The organism is Roseovarius sp. MMSF_3298 (assembly GCF_030733705.1).
GTDB classification, from domain to species: Bacteria; Pseudomonadota; Alphaproteobacteria; order Rhodobacterales; family Rhodobacteraceae; genus Roseovarius; species Roseovarius confluentis.
In genome coordinates this window covers 1-25,159 of the sequence record NZ_JASHIN010000001.1, presented here as the reverse complement: position 1 = coordinate 25,159, position 25,159 = coordinate 1, and the positions used below count along the sequence as shown (strand labels likewise).

At 56.9% G+C, this 25,159-nt stretch carries 26 protein-coding genes; 9 read left to right on the top strand and 17 right to left on the bottom strand.

Going from position 1 to position 25,159, the window contains the following annotated elements; translation table 11 throughout:
• Positions 1-59: 59 nt before the first annotated feature.
• Complete coding sequence (locus tag RBB18_RS00130; protein ID WP_306110425.1) at positions 60-1,850, bottom strand: helix-turn-helix domain-containing protein; 1,791 nt, start codon at positions 1,848-1,850, stop codon at positions 60-62.
• Positions 1,843-2,490: a cysteine hydrolase family protein gene (locus tag RBB18_RS00125; protein ID WP_103761352.1), complete on the bottom strand. Its 648-nt coding sequence runs from the start codon at positions 2,488-2,490 to the stop codon at positions 1,843-1,845. The genes RBB18_RS00130 and RBB18_RS00125 overlap by 8 nt, the downstream gene beginning before the upstream one ends.
• 194 nt (positions 2,491-2,684) lie before the next feature.
• Here RBB18_RS00125 and RBB18_RS00120 point away from each other — a divergent pair, with 194 nt between their 5' ends.
• The 3 genes from RBB18_RS00120 (at position 2,685) to proX (ending at position 5,861) form a co-directional block, all read left to right on the top strand.
• Positions 2,685-3,794, top strand: a complete 1,110-nt coding sequence (locus tag RBB18_RS00120; RefSeq protein ID WP_306110424.1) for a glycine betaine/L-proline ABC transporter ATP-binding protein — start codon at positions 2,685-2,687, stop codon at positions 3,792-3,794.
• Entirely contained in the window at positions 3,787-4,740 is a 954-nt protein-coding gene (locus tag RBB18_RS00115) for a proline/glycine betaine ABC transporter permease (RefSeq protein WP_306110423.1), read from the top strand. The genes RBB18_RS00120 and RBB18_RS00115 overlap by 8 nt, the downstream gene beginning before the upstream one ends.
• A gap of 86 nt (positions 4,741-4,826) precedes the next feature.
• The gene (proX, locus tag RBB18_RS00110; protein ID WP_306110422.1) at positions 4,827-5,861 is read left to right on the top strand and encodes a glycine betaine/L-proline ABC transporter substrate-binding protein ProX; all 1,035 of its coding nucleotides are present in this window, start codon (positions 4,827-4,829) and stop codon (positions 5,859-5,861) included.
• Positions 5,862-5,995: 134 nt separating this feature from the next.
• Here the strand turns inward: proX and RBB18_RS00105 are convergent, their stop codons facing one another.
• The 6 genes from RBB18_RS00105 to RBB18_RS00080 form a co-directional block, all read right to left on the bottom strand.
• Positions 5,996-6,352, bottom strand: a complete 357-nt coding sequence (locus RBB18_RS00105) for a hypothetical protein (RefSeq protein ID WP_306110421.1) — start codon at positions 6,350-6,352, stop codon at positions 5,996-5,998.
• 242 nt (positions 6,353-6,594) lie between these two features.
• Positions 6,595-7,587 carry an MBL fold metallo-hydrolase gene (locus RBB18_RS00100; protein WP_306110420.1) on the bottom strand — a complete coding sequence of 331 codons (993 nt, stop codon included), beginning with the start codon at positions 7,585-7,587 and terminating at the stop codon, positions 6,595-6,597.
• Between the two features lie 169 nt (positions 7,588-7,756).
• The gene (locus RBB18_RS00095; protein ID WP_245890366.1) at positions 7,757-8,710 is read right to left on the bottom strand and encodes a LuxR C-terminal-related transcriptional regulator; all 954 of its coding nucleotides are present in this window, start codon (positions 8,708-8,710) and stop codon (positions 7,757-7,759) included.
• A gap of 536 nt (positions 8,711-9,246) precedes the next feature.
• On the bottom strand, positions 9,247-9,945 hold the full coding sequence (locus RBB18_RS00090) for a recombinase family protein (protein WP_306110419.1): 699 nt from the start codon (positions 9,943-9,945) through the stop codon (positions 9,247-9,249).
• A gap of 74 nt (positions 9,946-10,019) precedes the next feature.
• Positions 10,020-10,556 carry a phage terminase small subunit P27 family gene (locus tag RBB18_RS00085; protein ID WP_306110418.1) on the bottom strand — a complete coding sequence of 179 codons (537 nt, stop codon included), beginning with the start codon at positions 10,554-10,556 and terminating at the stop codon, positions 10,020-10,022.
• A gap of 42 nt (positions 10,557-10,598) precedes the next feature.
• The gene (locus RBB18_RS00080) at positions 10,599-11,849 is read right to left on the bottom strand and encodes a site-specific DNA-methyltransferase (protein WP_306110417.1); all 1,251 of its coding nucleotides are present in this window, start codon (positions 11,847-11,849) and stop codon (positions 10,599-10,601) included.
• Positions 11,850-12,213: 364 nt separating this feature from the next.
• Between RBB18_RS00080 and RBB18_RS00075 the strand changes: the two genes are divergently transcribed.
• The gene (locus RBB18_RS00075; protein ID WP_306110416.1) at positions 12,214-13,176 is read left to right on the top strand and encodes a hypothetical protein; all 963 of its coding nucleotides are present in this window, start codon (positions 12,214-12,216) and stop codon (positions 13,174-13,176) included.
• Between the two features lie 220 nt (positions 13,177-13,396).
• Here the strand turns inward: RBB18_RS00075 and RBB18_RS00070 are convergent, their stop codons facing one another.
• The 8 genes from RBB18_RS00070 to RBB18_RS00035 form a co-directional block, all read right to left on the bottom strand.
• On the bottom strand, positions 13,397-13,915 hold the full coding sequence (locus RBB18_RS00070; RefSeq protein WP_306110415.1) for an SRPBCC family protein: 519 nt from the start codon (positions 13,913-13,915) through the stop codon (positions 13,397-13,399).
• Complete coding sequence (locus tag RBB18_RS00065; protein ID WP_306110414.1) at positions 13,908-14,252, bottom strand: helix-turn-helix transcriptional regulator; 345 nt, start codon at positions 14,250-14,252, stop codon at positions 13,908-13,910. Before RBB18_RS00065 ends, RBB18_RS00070 begins: the two co-directional genes overlap by 8 nt.
• 174 nt (positions 14,253-14,426) lie before the next feature.
• Positions 14,427-17,453 (bottom strand): bifunctional DNA primase/polymerase, encoded by a 3,027-nt coding sequence (locus RBB18_RS00060; RefSeq protein ID WP_306110413.1) that lies wholly within the window; start codon positions 17,451-17,453, stop codon positions 14,427-14,429.
• A gap of 3 nt (positions 17,454-17,456) precedes the next feature.
• Positions 17,457-17,654: an AlpA family transcriptional regulator gene (locus RBB18_RS00055; protein WP_103761360.1), complete on the bottom strand. Its 198-nt coding sequence runs from the start codon at positions 17,652-17,654 to the stop codon at positions 17,457-17,459.
• Positions 17,654-17,830: a hypothetical protein gene (locus tag RBB18_RS00050; RefSeq protein WP_170067094.1), complete on the bottom strand. Its 177-nt coding sequence runs from the start codon at positions 17,828-17,830 to the stop codon at positions 17,654-17,656. The genes RBB18_RS00055 and RBB18_RS00050 overlap by 1 nt, the downstream gene beginning before the upstream one ends.
• 65 nt (positions 17,831-17,895) lie before the next feature.
• Complete coding sequence (locus tag RBB18_RS00045) at positions 17,896-18,522, bottom strand: ECF-type sigma factor (protein ID WP_306110412.1); 627 nt, start codon at positions 18,520-18,522, stop codon at positions 17,896-17,898.
• A gap of 198 nt (positions 18,523-18,720) precedes the next feature.
• Positions 18,721-18,933 carry a hypothetical protein gene (locus RBB18_RS00040; RefSeq protein WP_103761363.1) on the bottom strand — a complete coding sequence of 71 codons (213 nt, stop codon included), beginning with the start codon at positions 18,931-18,933 and terminating at the stop codon, positions 18,721-18,723.
• Between the two features lie 101 nt (positions 18,934-19,034).
• A complete protein-coding gene (locus RBB18_RS00035) occupies positions 19,035-19,688 on the bottom strand; it encodes a hypothetical protein (RefSeq protein WP_306110411.1) in 654 nt (217 codons plus the stop codon).
• A gap of 346 nt (positions 19,689-20,034) precedes the next feature.
• On the opposite strand from RBB18_RS00035, the gene RBB18_RS00030 reads away from it, so the two are divergent.
• The 4 genes from RBB18_RS00030 to RBB18_RS00015 all read left to right on the top strand — a co-directional run bounded on the left by RBB18_RS00030 (position 20,035) and on the right by RBB18_RS00015 (position 22,586).
• Entirely contained in the window at positions 20,035-20,487 is a 453-nt protein-coding gene (locus RBB18_RS00030; protein ID WP_103761365.1) for a DUF2924 domain-containing protein, read from the top strand.
• Positions 20,488-20,686: 199 nt separating this feature from the next.
• Positions 20,687-22,009 carry a recombinase family protein gene (locus tag RBB18_RS00025; protein ID WP_306110515.1) on the top strand — a complete coding sequence of 441 codons (1,323 nt, stop codon included), beginning with the start codon at positions 20,687-20,689 and terminating at the stop codon, positions 22,007-22,009.
• Positions 22,006-22,389 carry a hypothetical protein gene (locus RBB18_RS00020; RefSeq protein WP_306110410.1) on the top strand — a complete coding sequence of 128 codons (384 nt, stop codon included), beginning with the start codon at positions 22,006-22,008 and terminating at the stop codon, positions 22,387-22,389. The genes RBB18_RS00025 and RBB18_RS00020 overlap by 4 nt, the downstream gene beginning before the upstream one ends.
• Positions 22,390-22,445: 56 nt before the next feature.
• Positions 22,446-22,586 carry a hypothetical protein gene (locus tag RBB18_RS00015; protein WP_170067095.1) on the top strand — a complete coding sequence of 47 codons (141 nt, stop codon included), beginning with the start codon at positions 22,446-22,448 and terminating at the stop codon, positions 22,584-22,586.
• Here RBB18_RS00015 and mauJ read toward each other — a convergent pair.
• A complete protein-coding gene (gene mauJ / locus RBB18_RS00010; protein WP_306110409.1) occupies positions 22,578-23,858 on the bottom strand; it encodes a methylamine utilization protein MauJ in 1,281 nt (426 codons plus the stop codon). The genes RBB18_RS00015 and mauJ overlap by 9 nt on opposite strands.
• 526 nt (positions 23,859-24,384) lie before the next feature.
• Between mauJ and RBB18_RS00005 the strand changes: the two genes are divergently transcribed.
• Positions 24,385-25,125 carry an AAA family ATPase gene (locus RBB18_RS00005; protein WP_306110408.1) on the top strand — a complete coding sequence of 247 codons (741 nt, stop codon included), beginning with the start codon at positions 24,385-24,387 and terminating at the stop codon, positions 25,123-25,125.
• The last annotated feature ends 34 nt before the right edge of the window (positions 25,126-25,159 follow it).

Here is a 25,159-nt window from a genome sequence, read left to right as displayed (position 1 = left end):
AGGGAAGGTGCCGGCTCTCAATCCTCAATCGAATACGAGGAGCAAACGAAGAATTTTTTCTACGTTCTGTAGGACTTTCTCAGCTTGTATAGGCGCAGGGCCAGTTCGAGTTCAAAGCATTGCCCTGAATCTGAAAGGTCAATGTTGTGCTTTTCGGCTAGGCGCTCCAAGCGATAACGCATGGTCGAGACGTGAATTTTCAGCTCATCGGCAGATTCCTGCAGCCGCCGTCCGCTATTAAGAAAGACATCAAGTGTATTCAGTGCGGTCTGGCCCTTGCTTGACCCATTTTCTGCGATTGGCTCAATTGTCTTTGCAAGAAAATTCTCAGCCGTGGCTTCGCTGAGCGATGTCATCAACGTGTTGAGCGCTCCAATATTCTGGGCCGTTATCCAGCCGCGAGCCTTCATGCGCTCAGCCAAAGTCAGGTTCCGATGGCATACTTCCTGGGCATGAGGTATCTGGATCAGTTCCGGTATAGGGTCGGACAGTGTGATCGCTGCGTCTGGAGGAAGCGCCGGACGAACCTGCGCCATAAACCCGTCACGGAACTTCTTCTCCTCTACATCCGGAAGATCATGCAAAAGAAAATAAATCGCGCCGTCGAATCCACAGGATACGGACTGGCCAAAGGTTTCCTGAACCTTGCGTATGACAAAACTGTAAGCGCCGTCCTCAAGCGGATCACGTCCTGGGCAGCGAATTGCCAATAACCTCATCGTGCCATCGAGACTAAAATCAAGCATTGCCGCTTCTTCCAGAAGTTCCTCCTGATTTGTAAGTTCACCAGAGAAAAGCCGCTTGAGCAGACGTTGCGCTGCATGACCTCGAATTCGAAAAGCGACGTAATTGCGCAACATCATTGTCGACAAAGCAAACTGCCCGGCCTGAACGACAATCTCCTGTTGCGGGGTTAGTTCACCAGAATCAATGAGGAACAAGGCACCGACGCGGCTACCGTCTATGTCCAGCCCGCGCACACGCACATCCCGTGGTGGTCCGTTCCCCAATCGCAAGGGAACAGTTTCGCCGCCATTCGAGGACTCTGCCCGTAGCGTCTGTCGCACGATCTCGCCCAGCAGGTTGCGTTGGTTCATGTCTAGCGGCGGCCAGTCGAGATCTTTATCCATGATGGGGCGACCTGAGGTGAGATCCACAGCGAACCACATTCCTGGAAAAAGGCGTGAAAGAACTCTTACAAAATCTTCGGATTTCTCGAGGTTGAGAGTGCTGGCCAAGGCGTCCGTGAGATTGCCCAGAACTTCGCGCAGTGAATGCGCCTCTGCGGTCTCCTTTTCCAGGGCCTGCATCCTGCGCACGGCAAGATCCGCAAGATCCGCAAGACATTGCAGAAAGCCCATTTCGGTCTGATCGACTTCGACGACCTCATAAGCGTAGACGGAAAAGACGATCGCGCGGCCTTCTGAGTCGGGAAATTTCAATGGAATGAGAACCACTGTGCGATAGCCGCGGTGCCGTGCGTCATCGCGAAAGTTGGGATAACCATCCTGCTCGGACGCATCCGGCATGACCAGGGGTTTGCCCGTTTCCACGATCCTAACCAACGGGCTGCCGCCTGCTTCCCATTCCCGCATTGTCGCGACCGCCTGCGGGCGGAAAGGATCGTATCGCACGATGGGCATCGTCATTTCACGCTTCAGGTCCAGCGCCTGGATTGTGCTGGTTGACCAGTTGGAATGCATGCACACGCCTTCCGTCAGACGTCGAAGCACGTCGTGCAGATCGTGGCTTTCGTGGATTAATCGCGCAATTTCCGAAACCTTGCGAAACTTCTGTGCCCCTGGCGTGGTGTTTTCGCCTGAAGCACTCAAGTGAGGGCTGTCAGGCACGTTGGACTACTCCGGCAGGGCTCGAAAGCTTCTTTTCAATTTCAGCACAACTTACGACGTGGCCGTAATTGCCTGAGAATGCCTCGAGTGTTGCCCGTTGACGTGTCGGATTGTTCGATGCAACGGCATCACCAATCAGTGCGGTGTGATAGCCATAGTGCACTGCATGACGCGCCGTGTCCTCGACACACATCTCGGTAACCGTTCCCGCGAAGAGTAAACCATCGACACCCGCCGCTTCGAGCTGCGTTTGCAAATCCGTTTGAAAAAAAGCGCTGTAATACGGTTTGTCGATCACTATTTCATTATCCAACGGTGCCAGCTCATCGACAATAGCAACTGCTTCGCGGGCCTCTCCGATATCGGTGTAGTATCGCCTGAATTCCGGCCTGCAAGCATTGATGGGTGGTTCAAGCAATCTCAACCATTGCAGGCGATCTTGTAGATGCGCGTAGTTTGGTGACCCAATGTATCGCGTATGCACGACCGGTAAAGGTGCTTTGCGGAAAAGAGTGAGTATGCCTGTCAGTCTCGGCAGAACTTCACGTGCATCCGGCACCTCTAGTGGAGCGCCCTGACGGACAAAATCGTTCTGCATATCGACGATGACGAGCGCGGGTCGTTCAGTTTTTTCAAGCATCGGGCATACCTTGCAAAAGTTTTGGCAGGGTAACACTATCGCTACCCTAGCAAATGCCGCAATTCCACGGAGAATATGACGTCTTTTTCCTATTCCAGATAGGAAGACGGAGCCAATTGCCTGCTGTTCAATCGTGATTCAGTATTCTCGCGACTGGATCGCCCCATCGCATGAGAAAAAGAGGACATATAACCGTGAGCAACCGCATAGAGGTTCGAAACCTTTACAAGATATTCGGGAATGATCCCGCTCAAGCCCTACGCATGCTCGAGGCGGGCAGCAGCAAAGACAAACTTCTGGCCGAAACCGGCAGTGTGTTGGGAGTGGACAATGTGTCCCTGAAAGTTCCTGCCGGCGCGATCTCGGTCATCATGGGCTTGTCCGGCTCAGGAAAGTCGACGCTTGCTCGCTGCGTCAATCGAATCCTTGAACCAACCGCAGGCCAGGTGCTGCTGGATGGTGACGACATCACCCATGTTGGCCTAGACAAACTACGCGAGATCCGACGCCATCGTATGTCGATGGTTTTCCAGAACTTCGGCTTGTTCCCGCGAAAATCAGTGATTGAAAACGTGGCTTTTGGCCTGAAAATGCAAGGTATCGGCCAACGAGAACGCTATGCGAAGGCCGGCGAGGTTCTGGAAACCGTCGGTCTATCGGCTTGGGCGTCCCATCTGCCAGCGGCTCTGAGTGGTGGTATGCGTCAGCGGGTGGGTCTTGCTCGAGCTCTTGCCACCGATGCGGACATACTTATCATGGATGAAGCTTTCAGTGCGCTCGACCCCCTGATCCGGGGCGAGATGCAGGGCGAATTGCTGCGTCTGCAGAATGCACTCCACAAGACGGTGCTCTTCATTACCCACGACTTTCAGGAAGCGCTCAGGCTCGGGACACGTATCGCGATCATGTCGGACGGTGCCCTGATCAGGGAAGGTGCGCCCCAAGAAGTCGTGACCGAACCTGGCCACGACTACGTGGCGGCTTTCACCCGTAACGTGGACCGCAGCCGTCTTTTCGATGCGCTGTCCGTAATGAGTACCGAAAAAAACGAGTTTTTCGAGTTGGATTCCGAGGGGCGTCTGATCGGGTATCGCGATACTGCTACGGGCAAATTGTCCCAGAATTTTACAGCAGTTCGACCGGAAACCAAGCTTATTGCCATAGCTGGCGCTGCTCAAGGCGGTCGGCCAGTAGCCGTGACAGACGAAGAGGGGCGCTATCAAGGTTATGTTCCCACACAGGCTTTGTTGGCGGGAATTTCCGGGCCGAAGGTCCCTGACCAAGAGGACACCGTATATGTTTGAAATGGAAAACTATTACATCCCGCTCGATGACTGGATTCAGACCGGGATCGAATGGCTCGCTTTCAATTTTCGTCCCTTCTTCTTGCTTATCCGCTGGCCGGTGGAGGCGCTTCTGAAAACGATTGAAAGCGGTCTTCTGGCAGTCCCTGCGCTGATTCTCGTAGTGACCTTTGCCTTGCTTGCATTGTGGATCAGTGGCCGCGGCCTTGCACTTTTTACTGCGTTCGCCCTGATCTTCATTAACCTCATAGACCTCTGGGCCGAAGCGATGACCACCCTGTCGCTTATCGCGACGGCCATCGTCGCCTGCGTCCTGATCGGGATCCCGACTGGAATTTTGTGCGCACGAAGTGAATTGGCATGGCGGATCGTGCGGCCGGTTCTGGACATCATGCAGACCACACCGTCTTTCGTTTATCTCATCCCGGTCGTGATGCTCTTTGGCGTGGGAACAGTGCCAGGCGCTGTAGCGGTCATCATCGTCGCAGCGCCGCCCCTGATAAGGTTTACCAACCTAGGCATTCGAATGGTTGACAAGGAGCTCGTTGAGGCTGGCATTGCCTACGGTGCGACAAGCCGACAACTTCTCTGGGAAGTGCAACTGCCCCAAGCTCTGCCCACAATCCTGGGGGGCCTGAACCAGACCGTTCTTATGGCCATGGTAATGGCCGTCATTGTAGCGATGATCGGTGCAGAGGGCCTTGGTCTGGTGGTGCTTCAGGGTCTTGGAAGACTCGATGTGGGTCGCGCAGCGATTGGGGGGATCGGGATCGTCCTTCTCGCCATAATTCTCGATCGTCTGACTCAAGCTCTTGCCCACCGCCAAAAGCCAGATTCACCTAAGCCATCGCAACAGGGTGTCCGCTTCTCGATCAAAAGGGCCTTAGCGGGCAGCAGGAAAGAACATTTGGCAAATTCGGACGAGCCTATTCGGGCCGATCAATGAACAGAATTCTACTGGCCACAATTGCACCTGCAAAGTTGAACCAGAAAAGCGCAGGTGCGCTCAACTCAACCAACAGGAGACTATACATGAATTTCGTGACCAACAGATGTCTTGTCAGCGCAGCTCTGATCGCATTCGCCGGCCCGGTCTTGGCAGAGGAACTGCCGGGAGAGGGCAAGTCTGTGCGCTTTGCACGTAACGATAGCCTTGGCGCCCAATACGTCCAAGACGAAATATTGGTGACCCTGATGAAAGAGCTGGGCTACGAGGTGGATCTTCGCACGATTGGTGTGGCGGCCTTTCTGCAAGCCGCCGCACAGGGCGACATGGACATCACAGGCGACATGAACATGCCTCAGCGCGCCCTTCAGTTCGAGAAAGTCGAAGACGAACTGTCATTACTTGGTGACGGGACCATCGGCGGCGGTGGCGGTATCAATGGCTACGTCATCGATAAGAGGACAGCGGAGGAATATGGGATCACCGAGGTCTCGCAGCTCAAGGACCCAGAGCTTGCGAAGCTGTTCGACTCCGATGGGGACGGCAAAGCCAATCTTGCGAACTGCAACCCAGGCTGGAGCTGTGGGGACGTGGTGGATTATCAGCTCGAGGAATACGGGCTGCTCGATACAGTGGAATCCATTCGGGCAACGTATGAGCCTCTATTGGCAGAGGTCTTCGCCCGCTACCGGCAAGAACAGCCTATCCTGTATTATACTTGGAGCCCCTCCTTCGTGACGGAAGAGCTGAAACCAGGGGAAGACGTGGTCTGGCTGCCCATCCCCTACGGTGCCCTACCGGAAGGCGTTACATCCAGCGGTGGCCATGAAGTTTCCGGCGTGGTGGGTTGCGCCGGGGACCAGGATCCCTGTCGGATGGCCACCGGATCCTGGAACTGGAAGCTTGCCGCCAACAAGGAGTTCCTTGAAGAGAACCCTGCGATCGAAAGCCTGGCCGAGACGGTGCAATGGCCCCTTGCGACCTGGTCAAGCTGGGAGGGGCAAATGATGGAAGATAACTCCGACAAAGCTATCGAGGAAATTGCCCAGAAATGGATCTCCGAAAATCGCGACGTAGTCGATGAATGGCTGGCTCAGGCGAAAACTGCGGCAAAGAGTTAACGAAACATCACGCTCACCTGCGCCGACTTTCTTGGTTCAGGTGAGCGAACTAGTCGCCATTGTTTGGACAGTTTCAGACGTAGTTGGCCCTACTATCTGCTTCCACTTATCGGTTTCGAACTAAGCCACGGCCGTCAGGTGTTCACATAGCTATACTCCGATACAGAGACCGCGGCGTCAGAATGGCGCTTGGGCAGCCGGTGCAATTCATTGAAGTCTGTTGCCTCGTTCATGATCCCAAGCCGCACCTGGATCGGGTCCGGGGTTAGCCGCAGCGCCGGTATCTGGCGCCGGTCCATCGATCGGATTATTCGCTTCGTTGCACGTAGCTCTGCATTCTCCGCATAATTGTCGGATGCGTGCCGCCCGGCGTGTTCGATAAATGTCTCCGCCAATGCACCGCCTTCAACGCTCCTCCGTTCCAGCTTGTCCGATACCGTGGCCCCGGTCAGATTGCCCAACCTGACGCTACGGGCCTTCGCTGCAGCCATCGCTTCCTAGGTGCGCCGTGAGATCGTCTCTCACCCTTGCCGTGCCACGAGAGCCATGATGCCCTTACCGGGGCAAGTCATAGTAATGGAACGGACTTTTCACAAAGGAGCCCGAATGACCGCTGAGCAGGACAAAGCGGGTATTCGCTGCGCGAGCTTGAAACGGCCGCTATCGCTGACAGGATTCCCGTCTAATAGCGGGCAAGGAAATATGGCTCTCCTTCACCCGCCTTCACACACGGTTAAGCCGTAAGAGCATGGTTCCCAAAATAGAGGAACTCGCGATCCATACCGGCGACATCCCCGGCTTCGAGCGACAGGCTCGCGCTATCGAGCATCTTGAAGCTTTGTTGTGCTTTGACCCATTCATCCGCGCTTTGAAGCGTGGTCAGAGTAAAGCTTGTCGTTTCACTCAGGTAATGAGTTGGGATGATAATCTTCGGCTTAAGCTTCTCGACAATGTCGTTGCCTTGCTGGTAATCCAGAATGTGCTGTGACCCATCGACGGGTAGTGTCAGCACATCGACCTGTCCGATCGCATCCCAAAATTCCTGCGGTGGATTGTGCCGATTGTCGCCCCAAATCAGGGTTCGGACGCCGCCTGTTTCAACGAGATACACCACCATATCCATGTGGCTGACATTGTCCGGCGGGCAAGCATTGACGCCGAATTCGCCCAGTGCGTTTGTCCAATTATACCAGCCAGGTGCGCGACAGACATGTTTATCGGCAAACCCAGTGATTTTAACATCAGCAAATTCAAAGTTCCCTACCATGCGGTCCAGCACCATGGTTGAAACCGGGCGGTGAATGGCATCGTGGTCAAAATGGGTGTGTGTAGACAGGCAAATATCCACCGGTATCTCGGGGAACTCGTTTTTGAACCAAAGGCCCCATGCACCCGATGGATCGTCGCGCCAGGGGTCGAACATGAGTGTCGCGCCACCCGGCGATGTGATTTTGATCGCGCAATGGCCGTAGAAATCGACACCCACAGCACCCGAAACGTCTGTTCCGGTGGTTTTTTGCAGCTCAATCACACCGTTATTGTTGCCGGGCTGTGTCCAGTCGGTTGATTGGGCTTGCACCGAAGTACCAGTTAGCAGGCTCGTGGCCCCGCCAACACCCGCAGCTCCCGCGGCCATAAAGAAGGAGCGGCGTGAAATGCCACTGGCCACCTCATCCGCTTCGCCATTGATAACCATCGGTTCTAAATTGAGAGAATCTCTGTCCATGATTAGCATCCCTGTTGTTGTTCAAAGATCTGGATCTTGGTTCCAGATGACAGGATGGTATCAATGAAGGTTTATCAGTGACGTATTAGAATAATGGTAGCATAATATGGGGGCATTCCCCATGTTTTTCCGCTCGTCAAATATTACTCGGAGTGAAAAGACTATCGGTTCAGTGCAGGGAAAGCAGCAAGCTTCGCAGGTTTTTCCCGCTATGTCTGAGACCCAGCTTGGAGCGAATGTTGTTGCGATGAAATTCAACGGTGCTACGCCCGCGCGACAATGTGCGCGCGATTTCCTTTGTGGACTGCCCCCGCATAATCATTTGAGCAACCTCCCGCTCGACCGGTGTCAGTTTTTCCATGATTGTCATCAGCTTGCTGTTTACGCTTGCGGTGATCGAGTTCAGCTGATCTTCGACCGTATCAAGATAGTTGGACCCGATCGGGTCACTTTCCAGCCGGATACGCAGCTTTGACAGGTGCGGCATCACCAGACCCTTGATCTGACGCAGCAACTTTAGGTCATATTCCTCGCGTGCCTTTTCGACGCTTCCCAACAGCACCCGAAGAGCGGTATTTGCTTCTTCCAGATCCGCCGTGCGATCCATGACCCTTAGCTCAAGCTCGTCCAGTGTTGTCTGCAATTCAGCCTCCAGCTCGATCCGCCGGTTCATCTCGGTGAACAGTTCAAGATCGGCCTCGATCACTCTGGCAAATTCCTGCAGCCCTTCCCGAAACAAAATCGCACGTCGGTTGCGCCTTGAGTCCAGCACGCAGATTGTTCCGAATATCTCACCATTCGGCCATTTCAGAGGATAGCCGATATAGAAAGACATACCGTGCTCCATATCGTCATTGTCTGACCATACCGGATCACTGCTCGCGTCTTCGACAAACAACTCGCCATCCTTTTGAAGAACGCCGTGACAGTATAGTTTTTCGTTTAAAGTGAACTGGCAGCCAACCTGATAAGGGTTTTTGTCGCTTTCGCTAGTGACAAAAACCGAATGGTATGGTGCGCTGGTGCGCATCACCAAGCTTGCAGGTACCTCGGCAACCCGCGCAATCAGGTCAACAATACGTTGCCATTTCTCCACGGTCTTTTGAGGAATCTGCGGTTCCAATGACGCCCTTCTTGATCGGTAAACCTGAACTACAGCAACAATAAGGTCGAAACGCATCGGTCGGCAAGCTCGGCTCAAATTGAAGAAGCACAATGCATCTCGACGCCAGGTGAGAAGATTCCGCCTTAGCTTGCCTCAAATAGGTTTAGGTTTGGCCGGCCTTGCGCTGGTGCTCGCGATCTTGCTTAAATTGGAGCAAGCAGGGCTCATTGACTGGTTCGACGAAAATGCTTGGTTTTCAGAAGAACAACTTCCGGCGCGCATTCAAGACGGAAATGCTTGGAACCGAGATGGCTTAAAGGCTTCGAAGACCATCAATGGTAATTTAGCCGGAAAGGTCACACACGTTCGCGATGGAGACACCATCGAAATATCTGGTCGCCCGATCAAATTCTCCGATCTGGATTGCGCGGTTGATACTGAGATATCTCGTTTGGATAGGCGGCATTTCCAAATAGGAGAGAAGGAGCATTATGATTTCAGAGCGGCCGCTCGCTGTGACCGGCATGAATTTTCTTTCCGTAGCCTTAACCACCTCAACGTGACAGTCGCACCAACAGCCCGCGCACGTTCGAGACATGCCATCGGCCTCTTCGTCGGGTCATTATCCCGCGGTCATTCAACGCCTCTGCGATGTCTCGGAGTGTCGTCACGCCGTTCTCCTGGAGTCCCTGGATAATCGGCGCCAGACCCTCGGCGAACGCATCCGCATTGGCGGCTACGGCCGCCCGCAAGGCTTCTCCGCCCTTGCCCGCCCGCCTTAGCGCCTCAGCCCCGTTCGGATTGCCTAATCTCACTCCACGCGCCTTTGCCGCCGCCAGCGCCTCCTTCGTGCGTCGAGAGACCGCCTCCCTTTCCTGCTGGGCGACAAGTGCCATTATGCCCACGGTCAGGTCATTGGCCTCGGGCATGTCGCAGGCCACGAAGCGGACGCCCGCATCGCGTAGGGTGAGCAGGAAAGCGGCGTTGCGCGAAAGACGATCTAGCTTGGCTATAATGAGCGTCGCACCAGTCAGCCTCGCAAGCTCCAAAGATCTTTGCAGTTCTGGCCGATTATTCCTGCGACCCGACTCCACCTCAGTGAAGCGAGCCAGGACCTGCGCGTTCTTCGCCGCCGCAAAATCGTCGATGGCCTTGCGTTGGGCGTCGAGCCCGAGCCCGGATCTCCCCTGCCGCGCCGTCGAGACCCGCACGTAGGCGACGAGCTTCAAAGGTGGGACAGTGTTGCTGATCATGTACAAACCTGCCTAACGTTGGTTTGGCAGTTCTGTACGATGGAATCCTTAATTAGTGTAGGCGCATCAGTGCCTTAATCGCGCCGACCGGGCTTGCAGGTGACCCTCACGGGGTCGCGTGGAGCATTTGGCTCTAATTCATCGTCCCGGGCGCCTTCTTCGACGCTGTTGCTATCCTTGTCGGTGTAGACCGTCACGAACTTGATCGTTGTGACCGGATCTTTCATTGCAGCAGTCTCGGCCATGTCCACGCGCGTGCGCGCCACCGGTGTCAGGCCCAGTTCGGACATGTAGCGGCCCATCAGCTCCATCTGTTTGTTCGCGACCGTCAGCCAGGGCGACTGCTGAACGTATCCGCTGGGCGTCTTGAGCAACGCGGGCCCCTCTCCCAGCTTTTCTTCCGCCTGGACCCAGCGGGCGTAGGCCTGGCAATAGGCCGCGAGGGCCGCACGGTCCGCCAGCGTCAGGATGCCGGCCTCGTGGAGCGGTGTCGCCAGCCTTCGCCATTCCTTGCGGGCTACGTCTTTCAGATGCGACGGGCATCGCGGCAAGGCGTTCAGGGGCGAGTGTGCTAGCGTGCCGGCTTTGGGCACTGGCTTACGGCCGCGCATTGACCCCACCCGAGCGGGCCTTGATGGCTCTCATTGAAGCCATCAAGCCGCCTCCTCCTGCCGTATCGACGCGATCTCGTCGAAGCTGCGGCCGTCCTCCTCCAGCGTCGCTGTCTCCCCGGTAAAGCTTTCCCAGCGTCGGACGGCCACATCCACGTAGGCCGGATCCAGTTCCATGGCGTGGCAGACGCGCCCGCAGGTCTCGGCCGCGATGAGACTCGTGCCCGATCCGGAAAAGGGTTCATAGACGGCCTGTCCGGGACTGGAGTTGTTCAGCATGGGCCGTCTCATGCATTCCACGGGTTTCTGGGTGCCGTGGATCGTCTGCGCGTCCTGGTCCCTGTTCGGGATCTCCCAGAGCGTCGATTGCTTTCGGTCGCCCGACCAGTGCCCCTTGCCCCTCACGCAGTACCACGCCGGCTCGTGCTGCCAGTGATAATGCCCCCGTGACAGGACCAGCCGCTCCTTGGCCCAGATGATCTGGCTGCGGATCTCGAACCCGCTGGCGACCAAGCTCTCCGCAACCGTGCCCGCGTGCAGAGCGCCATGCCAGACATAGGCCACGTCCCCGGGAAAGAGCGCCGAAGCCTCCCGCCAGTCAGCACGGTCGTCATTGGCCACCCTACCCGTCCGCTTGGTCCTGGTCGCGCCGGTCTCGTTGCGCCAGGCTGGATCGTACGCGACGCCATAGGGCGGATCTGTCACCATCAGGTGTGGCACCACGCCCTCGAGCAGGCGGGCGACGTCGGACTTGCTGGTCGCATCCCCACAGAGCAGGCGGTGGTTTCCGAGACGCCACAGGTCGCCCGAACGAGATACCGGAGTGACCGGTGGCTCCGGCGTTTCCTCTTCGCGCGGGTCCGCCGCGCCGCGGTCCAGCAAGGCATCGAGTTCAGCGCCCTCGAAGCCCAGGTCGGACAGATCGACGCCAAGCTCGGAGAGGTCGCCCAGTTCCAGCGCCAGCAGTTCCCTGTCCCACCCTGCCCGCTCGGCCAGCCGGTTGTCCGCCAGGATGTAGGCCCGCTTCTGCGCGTCCGAGAGATGCCCGAGCTCGATGACCGGCACTTCTTTCAGTCCAAGCCGGTGCGCGGCTTCCAGGCGCCCGTGCCCCACGATAATGCCGTTCGCGCCATCGACCAGCACTGGGTTGTTGAACCCGAACTCCCGGATCGACCCTGCGATCAGCGCAATCTGCGCGTCGGAATGCGTCCGCGCGTTGTTGGCGTAGGGCACCAGATCCTCTACCGGACATTGCCGGATCGCTGTTGCGCGCCTGTCTGTTCTCTTTGCCACTCTACCCCCCCCGCTCTATTTCAACGCGTCCGTGTGCCCGCATCTCGGGGAGTATAGCAAACCCAATAAATCGATGTAATCACGACAATTTCTGACAATCACCGCCAGTGAGCGACGAACCTGTGAGTCGTGTGAAGCTGAAGCAAGCGCAAATAAACCAGTGATTGGCGCAATGGCGGTTAACTTTAGGCACCGGAATGAGCAAATGTGTCTATCGCTACACGGCGACAAACCGAGATGCCTTGCCTCATATTTCCGTTTACCATTTCGCAGGGTTAGGCCGACATCTCCAGTTCCGACAATTTTCTGTGTCGCTGCAGTTTATGCGGGTACTGTTGGCGAGTAGAAATTTTCGGAGGTCATGGTGGATCTGGAAGTTTATTCGAAGCTGACTTGGGCCAAAGGTGAGCTGCAAGTGCGCGAAATAATCGAAGGTCGTGACGAGGTTCTGAAGAAGTTTTCTCCCTCCTTCAAACCGTCCGCGGTGGCTGATCTCGACGAGAGCAATTTCAGAAAATTCCTTAGTATTAAGCACAACAAGCACTGGACAGGCCTCGGGCGTCAACCGCAGCTATATGCGGACATGAAAAGATTGCGGCAGGTGCTCAGCGTTCTAGTGGACGAGTCACTTCCCATCAGTGGGCGGGTTGATAGCGCAATCAAGGCTCCTGGCATGGGGATGGCGAAACTCTCCGCCATTCTGTTAGTGACTTACCCAGAAAAGTACGGGGTTTGGAACGGGACTTCGGAGAAGGCCCTCCGCTTTCTTGGGCTCTGGCCTGCCTTCAAGCGCGGAACAACAACAGGAGAACGATATGTCGCTGTAAATGAGGTGCTGCATGATCTGGCCCGGAAGCTTGATATCGATTTGTGGACACTGGATGCGCTCTGGTGGGGTGTCAAAGATGAGGGAACTGCCTCGAAAACCTCGGTCGAAAAAGACGGCGTGAATGACGGCGAATCAAAGGCGAAGGCCCTCGCGAACATGAAAAATTCGATTCTTGTCACGACCCGGTTTGCCAACGGGCAATTGGAGAATGTGACAATTAAGAGAAAAGACCTGAAGATGTCTGACAGCGAGCTTGATGCACTTTTGGCTCGTCTCTTGAAAAAGCAGGAAGAGCGGTGTGCGATCACCGGGCTGCCTTTTAAGTACAGAGGTGACAAGAACATGCTACCGTCAGCAGACCGGATAGACAGCAATGGGCACTATGAAGCGGCAAACCTTCAGCTGGTCTGCCGCTTTGTCAATTTCTGGAAGCAAGCGACTCCGGACCACGTATTCCGTCGCCTGATTGCAGTTGTGCGCGAAAGCAGTGTGTCTTGAGGCTCTCTCTGCTGATGCGTTGACACGCCTGCCGGGAACACCTTTTGCAGAAGGTCGGTCCTTTCGGCGCCTAAATCCTCAAGCACTCAAGGTCGATCGACCACATACAAAAACCGAACATTAGCTATAAGATTCATTAAAGTCAGCTATGCGGACGAAGCGGCCGTCCGCCTTGTCCGAGCGAACGGCAGCTCGTTCCGTGTAACACCGCGAACAGTGGTCAGCCTTTGGCTACTGCAAGGTTGGACTTGCCGGCAACGTGATCCGCGAGTTTGCCCAGCGTTTGCATGCCGAATTCAACTGCGCCAAATCCAATGACAATGGCGCGACGTTCCGGCGTCGGGTGCATCTGGCGCAGCGTGACAACGGTTTTTCCGTTATCCTGCTCATCGAACGTCACCAGAAGTCGAAAACGGTTAGGATCATCTTCAATGTCCTGTCCATGATCGAGCTCGATAAGGCCGGGTGTCTCGACACGCAGGAAGTCCATGCGGTTGGAGAACCGCGTGCCGTCCGGGGCCACCATGTCGAACCGCCACACGCCACCCTCGCGAATGTCAGCCTCGTGAGACTCGATACGGAACCCGTCGGGTCCAAACCATTGCACAATTTGCGCCGGATCGGTCCATGCCTGGAAGGCGGTTTCGCGGTCAGCGTCAACGACACGAGCAAGAACCAATTCCCGGTCCAAAGGCCAGGACGCCCATTCGGAAACAGCGCTTGTGTTTTGATCAGTCATTCGATTTCCCTTTCTCTACATTTTTAAGGTGAGCCTCAAAGCGATCCAAGCGGCTCTCCCATTGCTTCCGGTAAGAGGCCATCCAGTCTTCCGCATCCTTCAAAGCTGCCGGATTCAGCGAACAGACGCGGCTCCGCCCCTCCCGTCGCGACACGATAAGGCCCGCGCTTTCCAGAACGCCGAGATGCTGTGTGAAGGATGGTAGCGCCATATCGAAAGGGTCGGCGAGTTGGGAAACAGTTGCAGCCCCTTCACTAAGCGCCTGAACCACCGCCCGGCGCGTTGGATCGGAAAGCGCGATGAAGGTTTGTTCTATGGGGGCTTTTCGGTTAGGCATGGGCCTAAGTGTAGGGCTGCCTTAAAGTTAGGTCAAGACCTAAGCATAAGAAGTCCGCCACGCCATAGCCGACGTTCATATTATGCGCAGCTTTCGCCGCTTTGGGCTCAAAGCTGAAGTTCGCCGCATGTTTCACCAACGACCGCTGGCAGCATCACTTTGACGCGCGCGCATCTAAATTCGCCAGCCAGACAGTTTTCCAAGAGCAGTTTCGAGGAGACATCGCATCTGTGCTTCGTCACCACTCACCCACCAGACCCGCTGCCAGCACCGGCCCCGGCCGTCACGTCGGTAGGCAGCCGATTTAAGGGTCATTTCCCTATAAGGACTATACATAGGGTTTTGACCCTTAAATGCTGACCTTTTAATCGCCAGCTTCGCCTCATTGGAGTTGCCGAATAGCTCTGGATGCAAAGCGGCGGCATCCGCCGGACTGTTCACAGCCACGCTCGCCAAGAGCATCTGCTGGAAAGGGTCTGGCTTTTCAGCGTCCCACGACGTCAAGCGGTCATAAACAAGCGGTAACGCCACGTCTGCCAGAATATGCACTTCCAGCGAATTGGCGGCAGTCCTGTTCACCCCACGCCCCCGGCCGATTGCCTGCACTAGTTCATCGTCGCAGATCGCGGCGCGCAGGGTCTCTGCAGTTTCATCTTTATGCCGCACCGCGACTAGCCCGCACGTCCGACCTGTGCGCATGTACAGTCCGACACGATCCGAAACATAGCCGGACGCTTCAACACCGCCGAACAGCGCTCTCGCTAACTCTTCGGCCTCCTGGCTCGGAGGAAGTGGCCGGCCAATGCCGATGAGCATCGCGACATCCTTGTAGATGTCGAGCCCGGCGACGGCGTTGAAATGCGCCGTCACGACGTTCGGAATATCAATGAAGGCAGGTTCTATGGCTTGGTAGGTCACCACCAGCACATCGCGCGGGAAAACCCGGAGCGCGTGCCAGCGCACGTAATCCACGCATTCCCGCAGCCTGTTTTCCCGGCGCCGGAATTCTTCTGGCGGCAGGCCCGGCAACGGGCAGATCATCGACTTCCCGAAGCTCCCCGTGACTAGGCGTACATGCATGTGCGGCGCCGCGACGTTGATACACTCGATCTCCATCGGCGGCAGGATCGCTTCTGCGAGGCTCTGTCGAAGCGTCGCATCGAGGTGAAGGACAGGTTTCCCTCGCAGACTGTCATGCAGGCGCTTGACCCGCCGCATCTCGATCGCCTGCCGGCCATCTGACCCGGCCGGGCGCACCTGCAGGGACTGCCCCGGTTGCTCGCCATAGCGCAGCAAATCGGCCAGGGCGCGCCAGAAGCGGCTTAACAGGTCGATCCTCTGGTTTGCCTTGGCCGTGCGCAGAGCTTCCGCACGACGGGCTCTGTCGAGACCGGGCACGAAGGCCACAGCCGGCCTACGCCACTCTTCCAGTTTCGCAGCGTGCTGGCAGTCCTTATGCGTCAGACCCTCGGCGCGCAGACTGCGGATCAAGGACATGTCTTTTTGCCCTTGGCGCAAGGCTCGAGCGGCAGCCTGCCGGAAAGCCGAAAGATCAGCCATCGCGGCGACCGGCGATCCGCCCACCCTGTTCTCGCCCATCCCATGCAAGGGCTCGTCGAGCAGATCCTCGACGAACAGATCTGAGCAAGTCTCGACAGCCCGCTGCCAGCATCCTTCGTCGACCAGGATGAGCGCCACATTGTCTTCCGAGAAAGCAAGGCCGGAAAACAGCGCATCATAGGGCGCCACGACAACGTCGGCCACGGCGGCGTCCTTGCGGTTCTGCTGCTTGAGGCAGCTCTCGAAGAATCTACATTGGTTGCCTTCACGCGACCGACAGGCGTGGTCCTGCACGGAAAGCCCGCTCGCGAGAACGGCCCGGACCATCTCGATGTCACGACACATCGGATCGCCCGTTGTCGGGTCCTTGCGCTCGTAGCCTCGGAGCACCGTCGCGTCGATGCCGAGATCGCGCCACGCGCAAGCGGTTTCCTCGGCCAAAGCGTGGGAGGGCGTAAAGACGAGAACGCGATGCGGCAAGCCCTGGCCGCGGAGCGCCGGCATCATGTCACTGATCGCTGCGCGCGCGGCGCGGGACTTGCCAAGACCTACCGTGGCCCGCACGCCGAGCGAAGGTGGATCTTTCTCCTGGCTCCGGTGCCATGCCAGCACCTTCTCGCAGTGGCCTGACAGCACCTCCTGCAAACGCGTGCGGCCTTTTTCCACAGACAGCGCGGCTGGCGTGTAGTCCAGCGTGGGCGTGGAGACCTCCCTGCCGGGCAGCCGCCCCTCATCCAGCAGGTCCAGCTTGTCGGTGACCTTGCGTGTGGCGTCAGCGACATCAAACGCACGGCCGGTCGACGAACGCGGGCGATCAAGATCGGTGGTGTTGGCAAACCGCTCCCAGACGAGGGAGGCAAGGGCGACTGGGACCGGCGTTTCGCCCCGATCGATCAGATCATGCACACTGTGGAACGCGATCTGGCTAAGCCAGGCATCGCGCCCGTCGACGACCCACCCGTTGCGGCGAACGACCTCGACCGGGCCTGTAGCCGCGCGTGGGGCAGTCTTACCTGCTCGCCTCGCGGCCCGTTGGGGTCCAGGGTGAACTTCGGCCAGAAAGGAACGTGCATCGTCTTCCGTGATGAGGGGCAAGTCGTCGATCTCATAATCGAGGACTGTCTCGCCCGTTGGCCAGTAATAGGGTTTTCCTGTCCCGGAATGACTCCCGAAGGCCACGAACTGTTGGCCGGCCCCAAGGATCTCCACGGATCCAGACTTGAGCTTCGGGAACGCCTGATCCGCCCGGTAGAGCAGCAGTCGTTTTGGCCACTGACCGACCCGGACGAGTGTCGCACCGAACCGCGCCTCCGCCAGCGACTGGACACGGTGGGCGGCATGTGCGTCCAGACAATCGATATCGAGCCCGATGAGCCGTCCTGTGCGAAGGCCCACGCCGCAATTAGCGTGCGTACGGCACCATTGCGCCACCTTCGCGTCGTCGATCTCCACACTGGACCAGCGTGTGACTGCGGGCGCTTTCCCTCCCATCCGGATAGGCAGTGACTCGAAGCCCTGCGACAGCAATTGCTCGGCGGCCTGCCCGAATGTGATGTGACCAGCACCAACGGGGCCGCCATTGGCAGCCCGGTTGCTGTTTTCGTCTGACTGTGGAGTCGGAAGGTTCCGCTCCACGCGCATGGCCTATTGAGGATCCCTCTGCCGCCGCCCGGCTTCCTCGAATGCCTCGACGTCCGACCGGCGATAGAGCACCCGGCCGCAGATTTTGAGCCAGTCAGGCCCCCTGCCCTGCGCACGCCAGCGTTCCAGCGTGCGGCGGCTGACGCGCCACCGAAACGCGAGATCGTGTTGCGTGAGGTGCGATGGTATTTGTCCGGTCATTACCCCACTCCTTCTTCGTCCAGGCGTGCCCGGTAGATCGCAAAGAGCGGTGTGCCCTCCTCAGTCGGTTCGACGTAGTGCACCTGGTAGTCGTCACGGCGGTCAATGACGAAGGGCAGATCCCAGAGCCGGTATAGCCCCGGGATCCGCTGATACGCCTGATTCTCTGTTTCCATGTGAAGTGTCCTTGCTTGAGTCTTTGAGGTGAAAAGCCACTCCGGAGGCCCGAATGGGACAGTCATCAGGAAAGTTTTCCGTCGAGGGCGTGCAACTTCGCCAAGGCGCGCTGGTACCGCTTGCGGGCCGCGTCGTGACTCATCCCCAGGGCCTGCGCCGCTTCCTTCTGGGTAAACCCCATCAGCACCACGGCCACGACGAGGCCGGCATCCTCGCCGATCAGCGGCTTCAATCGTTGCAGGGCGCGATCCGGAGAAGTACTCGCCGGCGCCTCCGCCGCGGTGATACTCTCGTCGAGGGATGCTTCCTGCCGTGCCCAGTCCCGTTTGAGGGCCCGGAGAATGTCGCGGCGCACGTTCATCAGCAATGTTGCGGCCAGGCGATCCACGCGCGCGAGATCGACGCGGGCAATTGCCGCCGCCATGCGCGCCGAAAGCTCCGCGCAGAGGATGTCGGGATGCTGTCTGTAGTACCGAGACAAACGCCCGTGCAGGGCATCGAGCCCGGGCCAAAGCGCCAGCAGCACAAGGACTTGCGCCGTGTCTGCGAAAGCCGCCTGTGATTGCGCCGCCGTCACCAGCGCCCGCAATGTCTTGTTCTTCGCGTTCGGATCGTTATCCCGTGCATGTTGATGATCCAGCAACGCCGGCACGTCCGGAAAACCTTCCAGATCGGGATGGTTGGTCTGCATGTCGCGGAAGTGTTTTGTGGTCGCCAGCCGCTCCGCACGGCGGAGAAGCTGCGCGTGAAGCGCGTGCCAAGAGGCTCGCATGAGACGCCTGCCTTTCGGCCGGGCGTCGGGCGCCTCATCGTGGCCAGGTCAGGGCGTCGCGCGCCTCTCGAGTTGGAAAAAGAAATGCGGGCGACCGTCAGGCCGCCCGTTTAGAGATCAGGTTTCGTTCAGGGTGCCGCAGCTCCGGCAGACCGCCGATGCCGGACGCGAGATGCGGTAGCGATGTCCGCGTGCGAACTGCACCAGGATCGCCGCCCCGTGCCGGCGGCCGAGCAGCTTGCCGCAGCAGGTGCAGCGCCAATCACTGGCGTGGTTTATTGCGCCGGACCGAGAATTCTTTTGGTCATGGAAGGTCGTGAATGTCGGCATTTGCCTGCACCTTTCAGAAGTTGACGGTGCCTGGCAAAAAACTCGACATTCTTCGAAGAAAATAGCCCAAGCTATCGCAAGGGATGGTTTGGGCTATTTCTTTATCTAACGCCCTTCATGGTGCTGCGGCCTATACGCGCAAAAGTTTCGCCATGCTCATGGATCAAGCTGTTGAGCATCTGAGGGGTGCTTTGACCCTTCGAGATGCCAGTGACAAATTCGCTGCGACGCTGGATCCAATTCCGTACGGTTTGTCCGGACACGTCATATAACTTGGCAACACTAGATTTGGGTCTGCCGTCTTCGATCTCACCGCGCGCAGCGGCTTCGATGTATAGAAGCGCATAGCCTATGGCCCGTCTTTCCATCCGCCAATACGGTCTGCCTTTTCCGGCAACTGCAACATCTTTGATGAAGTCAGGAATGTTTCCATGTCTCAAATCGTCGGCCATTTTGGCAAGCCTGCTTAGAACAACCATCGGCATTGGATCGAGACGGTCGCCTTCATGTGCATTGTCACGCTGGTACGTCCAGAGGATCGCATTAGCGATGCACCACCACTCGCGAACGGCTTGAGATTTGACGGAGGTTTTCTCCGCATTCGATCGATCAAGCTCACGGCAAAACTTGAACTGTTGCTTCTCCAGGTCCAGCAGCAGCGCATAATCGTCTTTGGAAATCTTACTGTCGGGATCGGGAGGCTCGAAACCTTCAAAATCCTGGAATGGAGTGTTCGCGCTTGCCGACTTGTTCACGATTTCCTCCCGTACATCACTCAGATCTTCGGCACATTGATTGACCGCGATGAAAAATGCAAAATCCGGCCTCCCTCAAAGGCAATGTCCCATTTTCGTCTCTGGTTTGGCTTTTGGAGGACATGAAACAGAAGAAACTCCGGCCCACCCGAACGCCCAACCCGCTTAATCCATCGCACATGACGCCCCTCGAACGTCGCGCGGCGCTCTGCAAGATCCTGGCGCTCGGCCTGGTCCGCCTGCATCAGCGCCAGTCAAGCGAAGTATCTGCACGGGCGGGAGAAAGTTCGCTTCACTCTCCGCCCGACCGGAGCGGTCATGCAACCACCGAAACCGGAGGACATGCATGACAAAGCAAGACCCGATTCCCGCGCGCCTGGCTGCGCTGAAGACCGCCACGACGCCGGAGCTGAAGGCGCACTGGCGCGACCTTTTCGACAGCGAGCCTCCACCCTTCAATCGCCGCCACCTCGAAAGCAGGCTGGCCTATCGCATCCAGGAACTGACCTACGGCGGGCTGAAGCCGGAGACCATCCGCCGACTGGAACGGCTGGGCGAAGAGCTCGATGGTGGCGATCGCAAGAAGAGCCGACGCCGTGCCGATCACGGCATGCCCATCGCCGGCACGCGCCTCATCCGGGAATGGCAGGGCGTCGAACATGTGGTGACTGTCACCAGCGACGGCTTCGAGTGGCAAGGCCGACCCTACAAATCGTTGTCTGCCATAGCTCGGGCCATCACCGGCACGCGCTGGAACGGCTGGGTGTTTTTCGGTCTCAAGAGCCGGAGAAAATCGTGAGAAACGTCAGACTACCTTGGGTTAACCAAACCTCCCTGCTTTGCAGGACCTTTAAGCCAATTCTTGAAGCCACCGAGAGCATCTCCCTTTCTACTCTTTCGTGGAAATCTCCGGGCAATTTCATCGTGATCAGAAATTCGCTGGGCCTTGGTTCTCTTGCGGCGTTTCAATTTCATCACGGAGCACCTTTCCTATGAATATGAGTAAACATGGTGATGAAGCTATCTTTCGCAAGCTGCGTTGCGCGATCTACACCCGCAAGTCCTCCGAGGAAGGGCTCGAGCAGGAGTTCAATTCGCTCCACGCTCAGCGGGAGGCCTGCGAGGCCTATATCGCCAGCCAGAGGTCGGAGGGCTGGGTTCTTGTTCGCGATCAGTATGATGATGGCGGCATATCCGGCGGCACGCTCGACCGCCCTGCCCTTCAGCGTCTCACGGAAGACATCGAAGACGGGCTGGTCGACGTGGTCGTTGTCTACAAGATCGACCGTCTCAGCCGGTCACTCGCCGACTTCGCAAAGCTGGTCGAGGTGTTCGACCGGAACGGCGTGACCTTCGTGTCGGTAACGCAGTCGTTCAACACGACCACGTCCATGGGCCGGCTGACGCTGAACATCCTGCTATCCTTCGCCCAGTTCGAACGCGAGGTCACTGCCGAGCGCATTCGCGACAAGATCGCGGCATCTCGGCGCAAGGGCATGTGGATGGGCGGCGTGCCGCCTTTAGGATACCGGGTCGAGAACCGGAAGTTGCTGATCGATGAAGCGAAGGCCGAACACGTCCGTTGGATCTTCGCTCGTTTTCTTGAAATCGGCTCGGGAACAGAACTGGCGCGCGAAGTCGATCAACGCGGCATCCGTACTCCGCGCGGCAACCGGATCGACAAGAAGTACCTGTACCGGATGCTGAACAACCGCGCCTATATCGGCGAAGCGGTCCACAAGGGCGAGAGCTACCCCGGCGAGCACGACGCCATCATCGCCCGCGAGACATGGGACCGCGTTCACGCCATCCTGCAGGAAAGCCCGCGCAAGCGAGCCGCCCGCACCCGCGCCGAGACGCCCGCACTGCTGAAGGCGCTTCTGTTCGGCCCCGACGGCGCGGCCTTCTCGCCGACGCACACCCGCAAGGGCGACAAGCTCTACCGCTACTATGTCAGCCAGACGGTGCTGAAGCATGGCGCAGGGTCGTGCCCGGTGGGACGTGTCTCCGCCGCCGAGATCGAGGCCGCAGTCGTCGATCAGTTGCGCACCGTTTTCCGCCAGCCTGAGGTCGTGGCGGGAACGTGGAAGGCGGCACGCGGCCACGCTGACGACATCACCGAGGCCAACGCCCGCGCAGCACTCCAGCAGCTCGATCCGCTCTGGGAGGAGCTCTTCCCCGCAGAGCAGGCGCGCATTGTGGCGCTGCTGGTCGAGCGAGTTGACATCGGCACGGACGGGCTCAAAGTCCGCCTGCGCATCGACGGCCTCAGCGGCCTAGCGCGCGAGATGCAGGCCGGTGGCATGGAGGCGGCAGCATGACCCGCGGGGCTCCGATCCCCGAGACGGTGACGCTCCACGTGCCGTTCCGCGTTGTGAAGCGCGGGGGGCGAAAGGAGATGCAGATGCCGGATGGTGCCATGCAACCGCGCCGGACAGACAGCACACTCTTAAAGGCGCTAGCGCGCGCATTCCGGTGGAAGCGGATGCTGGAGTCGGGAGAGTACGCAACCATCGGCGATTTGGCCCAGAGCGAAGGGATCGCACACTCCTACATGACCCGCGTGCTGCGGCTCACATTGCTTGCGCCCGACATCCTCGAGACGATCCTGGAAGGGAAGCAGGGTCCGAAGGTAACTCTAGCACGGGTGTTGGAGCAGTTTCCATCGGAGTGGAGTGCACAGGAGAGTCAGTTCTGCTGACAACACTCTTACGGACATTAAAACTCAGTGCAGCGAATGACCGCTCCGAGCCCAAAATGACAAATACTGCGGGTCACCCGAAGGGCGGCGAAGCGCATGAAGCGGACTTTGCAAAGTCTCACTATCTGCCCTTTCTTGCCATTGAACTGGCCAGCAAGATTCGGCGCTGCGGCTCGGGCAACGATGCTTCAGTTTGATCCATTGTCTTCGGCTGGGTTGATTATCTCTCGGAACAGATTTTGCCACTCCCCATCCTCCTTTTTATCTATTGCTTGATCGATGGTGGTTTTGTCGGTTGAGAGCACTTGAACAAGTATGTGTCCTTCGTGTTCCTGGGCATGGCTTCGCAGCCGTTCCAGCATCTCCCTTTGCTCGCTTTTTCCATACGATAGCTTACAAAGTGTTCCGTATTGTTCTTTCGTCATTCGTACGACAGACGGCAATGCGCTTTGAGGGGGGCCGGAAGGCTTCATCTCCACTGTAATGGAATTTGAATCGAGATCGTAGTAGCCGTCTTGGTCGGCCGGGAACACTGTTTGAACTTTTGCCACCATGTTCATTTTGTAATGCACGTATGTTTCTGGTGTTCCCATGACGACTTGTTCTTTGAAGAGCTCTTTTGGGAACTGCATGATCAGTGCCTTCCACAAGATGCGCCCCAAGACATCGACCACATGGTCCTCTGAATCGGGCAAGGCGTCTTCGATTTCTTCGAGCGTTGAACCGTGCATCAAGCTATTTCGCGTCTTGTCGAGGAGCTCGAAAGTTCCAGCATCGCTGTCGGGCGCAGCTTCCTGAACCAACGCTCTGATTGCCTGTTTTGCATATGGCCGATGCATCGGATGCTTTTCACACTTCTCGCAATACAGCGGTTCCCGACAGTGCGGGCATTGGTCGTGCACTTTCTCTGTCGGCTTGTTGAACTCTGCCACGATCTCAAGCGCGAACCAGAAGTAGGTGAATTGGTCGTCAGGCGAAGCTGCGTCAACGCCGATCCTGTACCAGCGAAGTGCCCGCTTAACTGCGGGCGATACATCGTGCTTCAGCAAGCGCTCTATGGAAGCCGCATTTTCATCTCTGAGAAATGGTTGTGGATCATCATATTCAACTTTCTCACTCCACATCAGAGCGTCCCTCATCCTCATTTCTGAGGGATTGCTTCCGTCAATGATCTTTCGAATCCGATGCTTTCGAAATCCAGCACCTGTCGTGAACGCAAGCATGTTCAGGCAATGTGCCATAACTTCATCGACGCTCTCTTTTGCAGCCTCTAAGTCTGGCGCTTCAAAGTAGATTTGTAACGATAGCAGAAATGGAGTGGTGAACTCTGTCCGTGGGATGTTTTTTACCCTGGCTTTGAAAGCTCCTGCTGGATCGGTGATCGTCAGTACGTGATCATCGGAGATGATAGAAACGTCCGACATGATTTCATAGTGAGCAACACATTCCATAAGCAAGCCCAATTGCATTAAGTTCTTTTGCTCAGTGAGCAATTCAAGGCATTGATACTAGCCTCGCACCTCAAACCCAACCTTGGTCCAATCAAGAAGGCTAGGAATGCTGCATATGGTGCTTTCATTGAACCCGGTCTGCTTTGAAATCTCGATTAGCCACTTTCGCCTTGACTTGTCGGCTTTTTGCGCAAGCGGCGAATGGCCAAATTCCGCCCGACCCATAGAGTTCCGGTGTCCCCTTTGGTCGCTTGCACCATTTTGAATAAATTGAACGTTCGACCGCTTCGTCCCGCATTCGCGACCTTGATGCACTTTGCGGAGAAGGTCTAGTTTGAGCCCTTCTCAGACCTTGGCGTCAGGCGCAGCATTCGTCGCGATGGGTGAGAAGCGGAAGTTTGTTGCAGGTGCGAGAAATTCTTTGCGTGACGAGCAAGTGGTCATTCCATCGAAACCACAGCACGCCATTGTATTGCCTTTACCGGCTTGAACGTGACTTGGCCAATGTGCAAGCTCATCTGACAGCACCAACGGGAAAACCGTAATGAGACTGAGCAGAATGACTTTCAGCGGCTACCGTCGTTTTCTTCACAAGAACACCCTCAAAACCGGCAGCAAATTGACCGTGCTGGTAGGCCCAAATGAAGCAGGCAAGAGTTCAATTTTGGCGCTCCTGTCAAAGATGAAGGAAGGCGAAGACTGGGCAATTCATGATCGACACAAGTACCCAGAAGACGCCAAAATATCAGCCGAGTTAGTTTACGACCTTTCTAGCGAAGATCATGAGGAAATTGGGAGCGATACTCCAAAACAATATGTTGTGCGCAAGAATGACGAAGGAGAACTTAGTCACGAACTAATACCAAAGGTTGCAAGGAGTAAGTCTCATCGCGCTGGCTTCATGACTAAACTGAGTAGAGCTGCCAAGAACTCTTTTCTGGTGAAGGTGATGGACGATGAGGAGTTGGATCACAATGCGTTAGTTCGCCTTAGTATGAAATTGGATGTAGATCAGGAAACTATCTCACAGAACGATCTCGCGCTATTAGAAGAAGTTTCGTCCGCCCTAAGTAATAATAACACAGATAGCGCGCCTAAATACGTTCGCGACTTTGCCGCTGAAATCCAAAGATTCCTACTTGTGGAGCGTGCTCCTCACCCAAACGACACAGCACTAAAAATTGCTGACAGCAAAGAGCCTGCGTTCGTCGAGTTTTCACAAGACGATCGTGAAATTCAGCCTGAAGTGGTCCTATCATTTCGGACAGGTTTGCAGCGTTTCTAAGGTGTATCGGGTTTAGGTTTCATGCTGCTTTTAG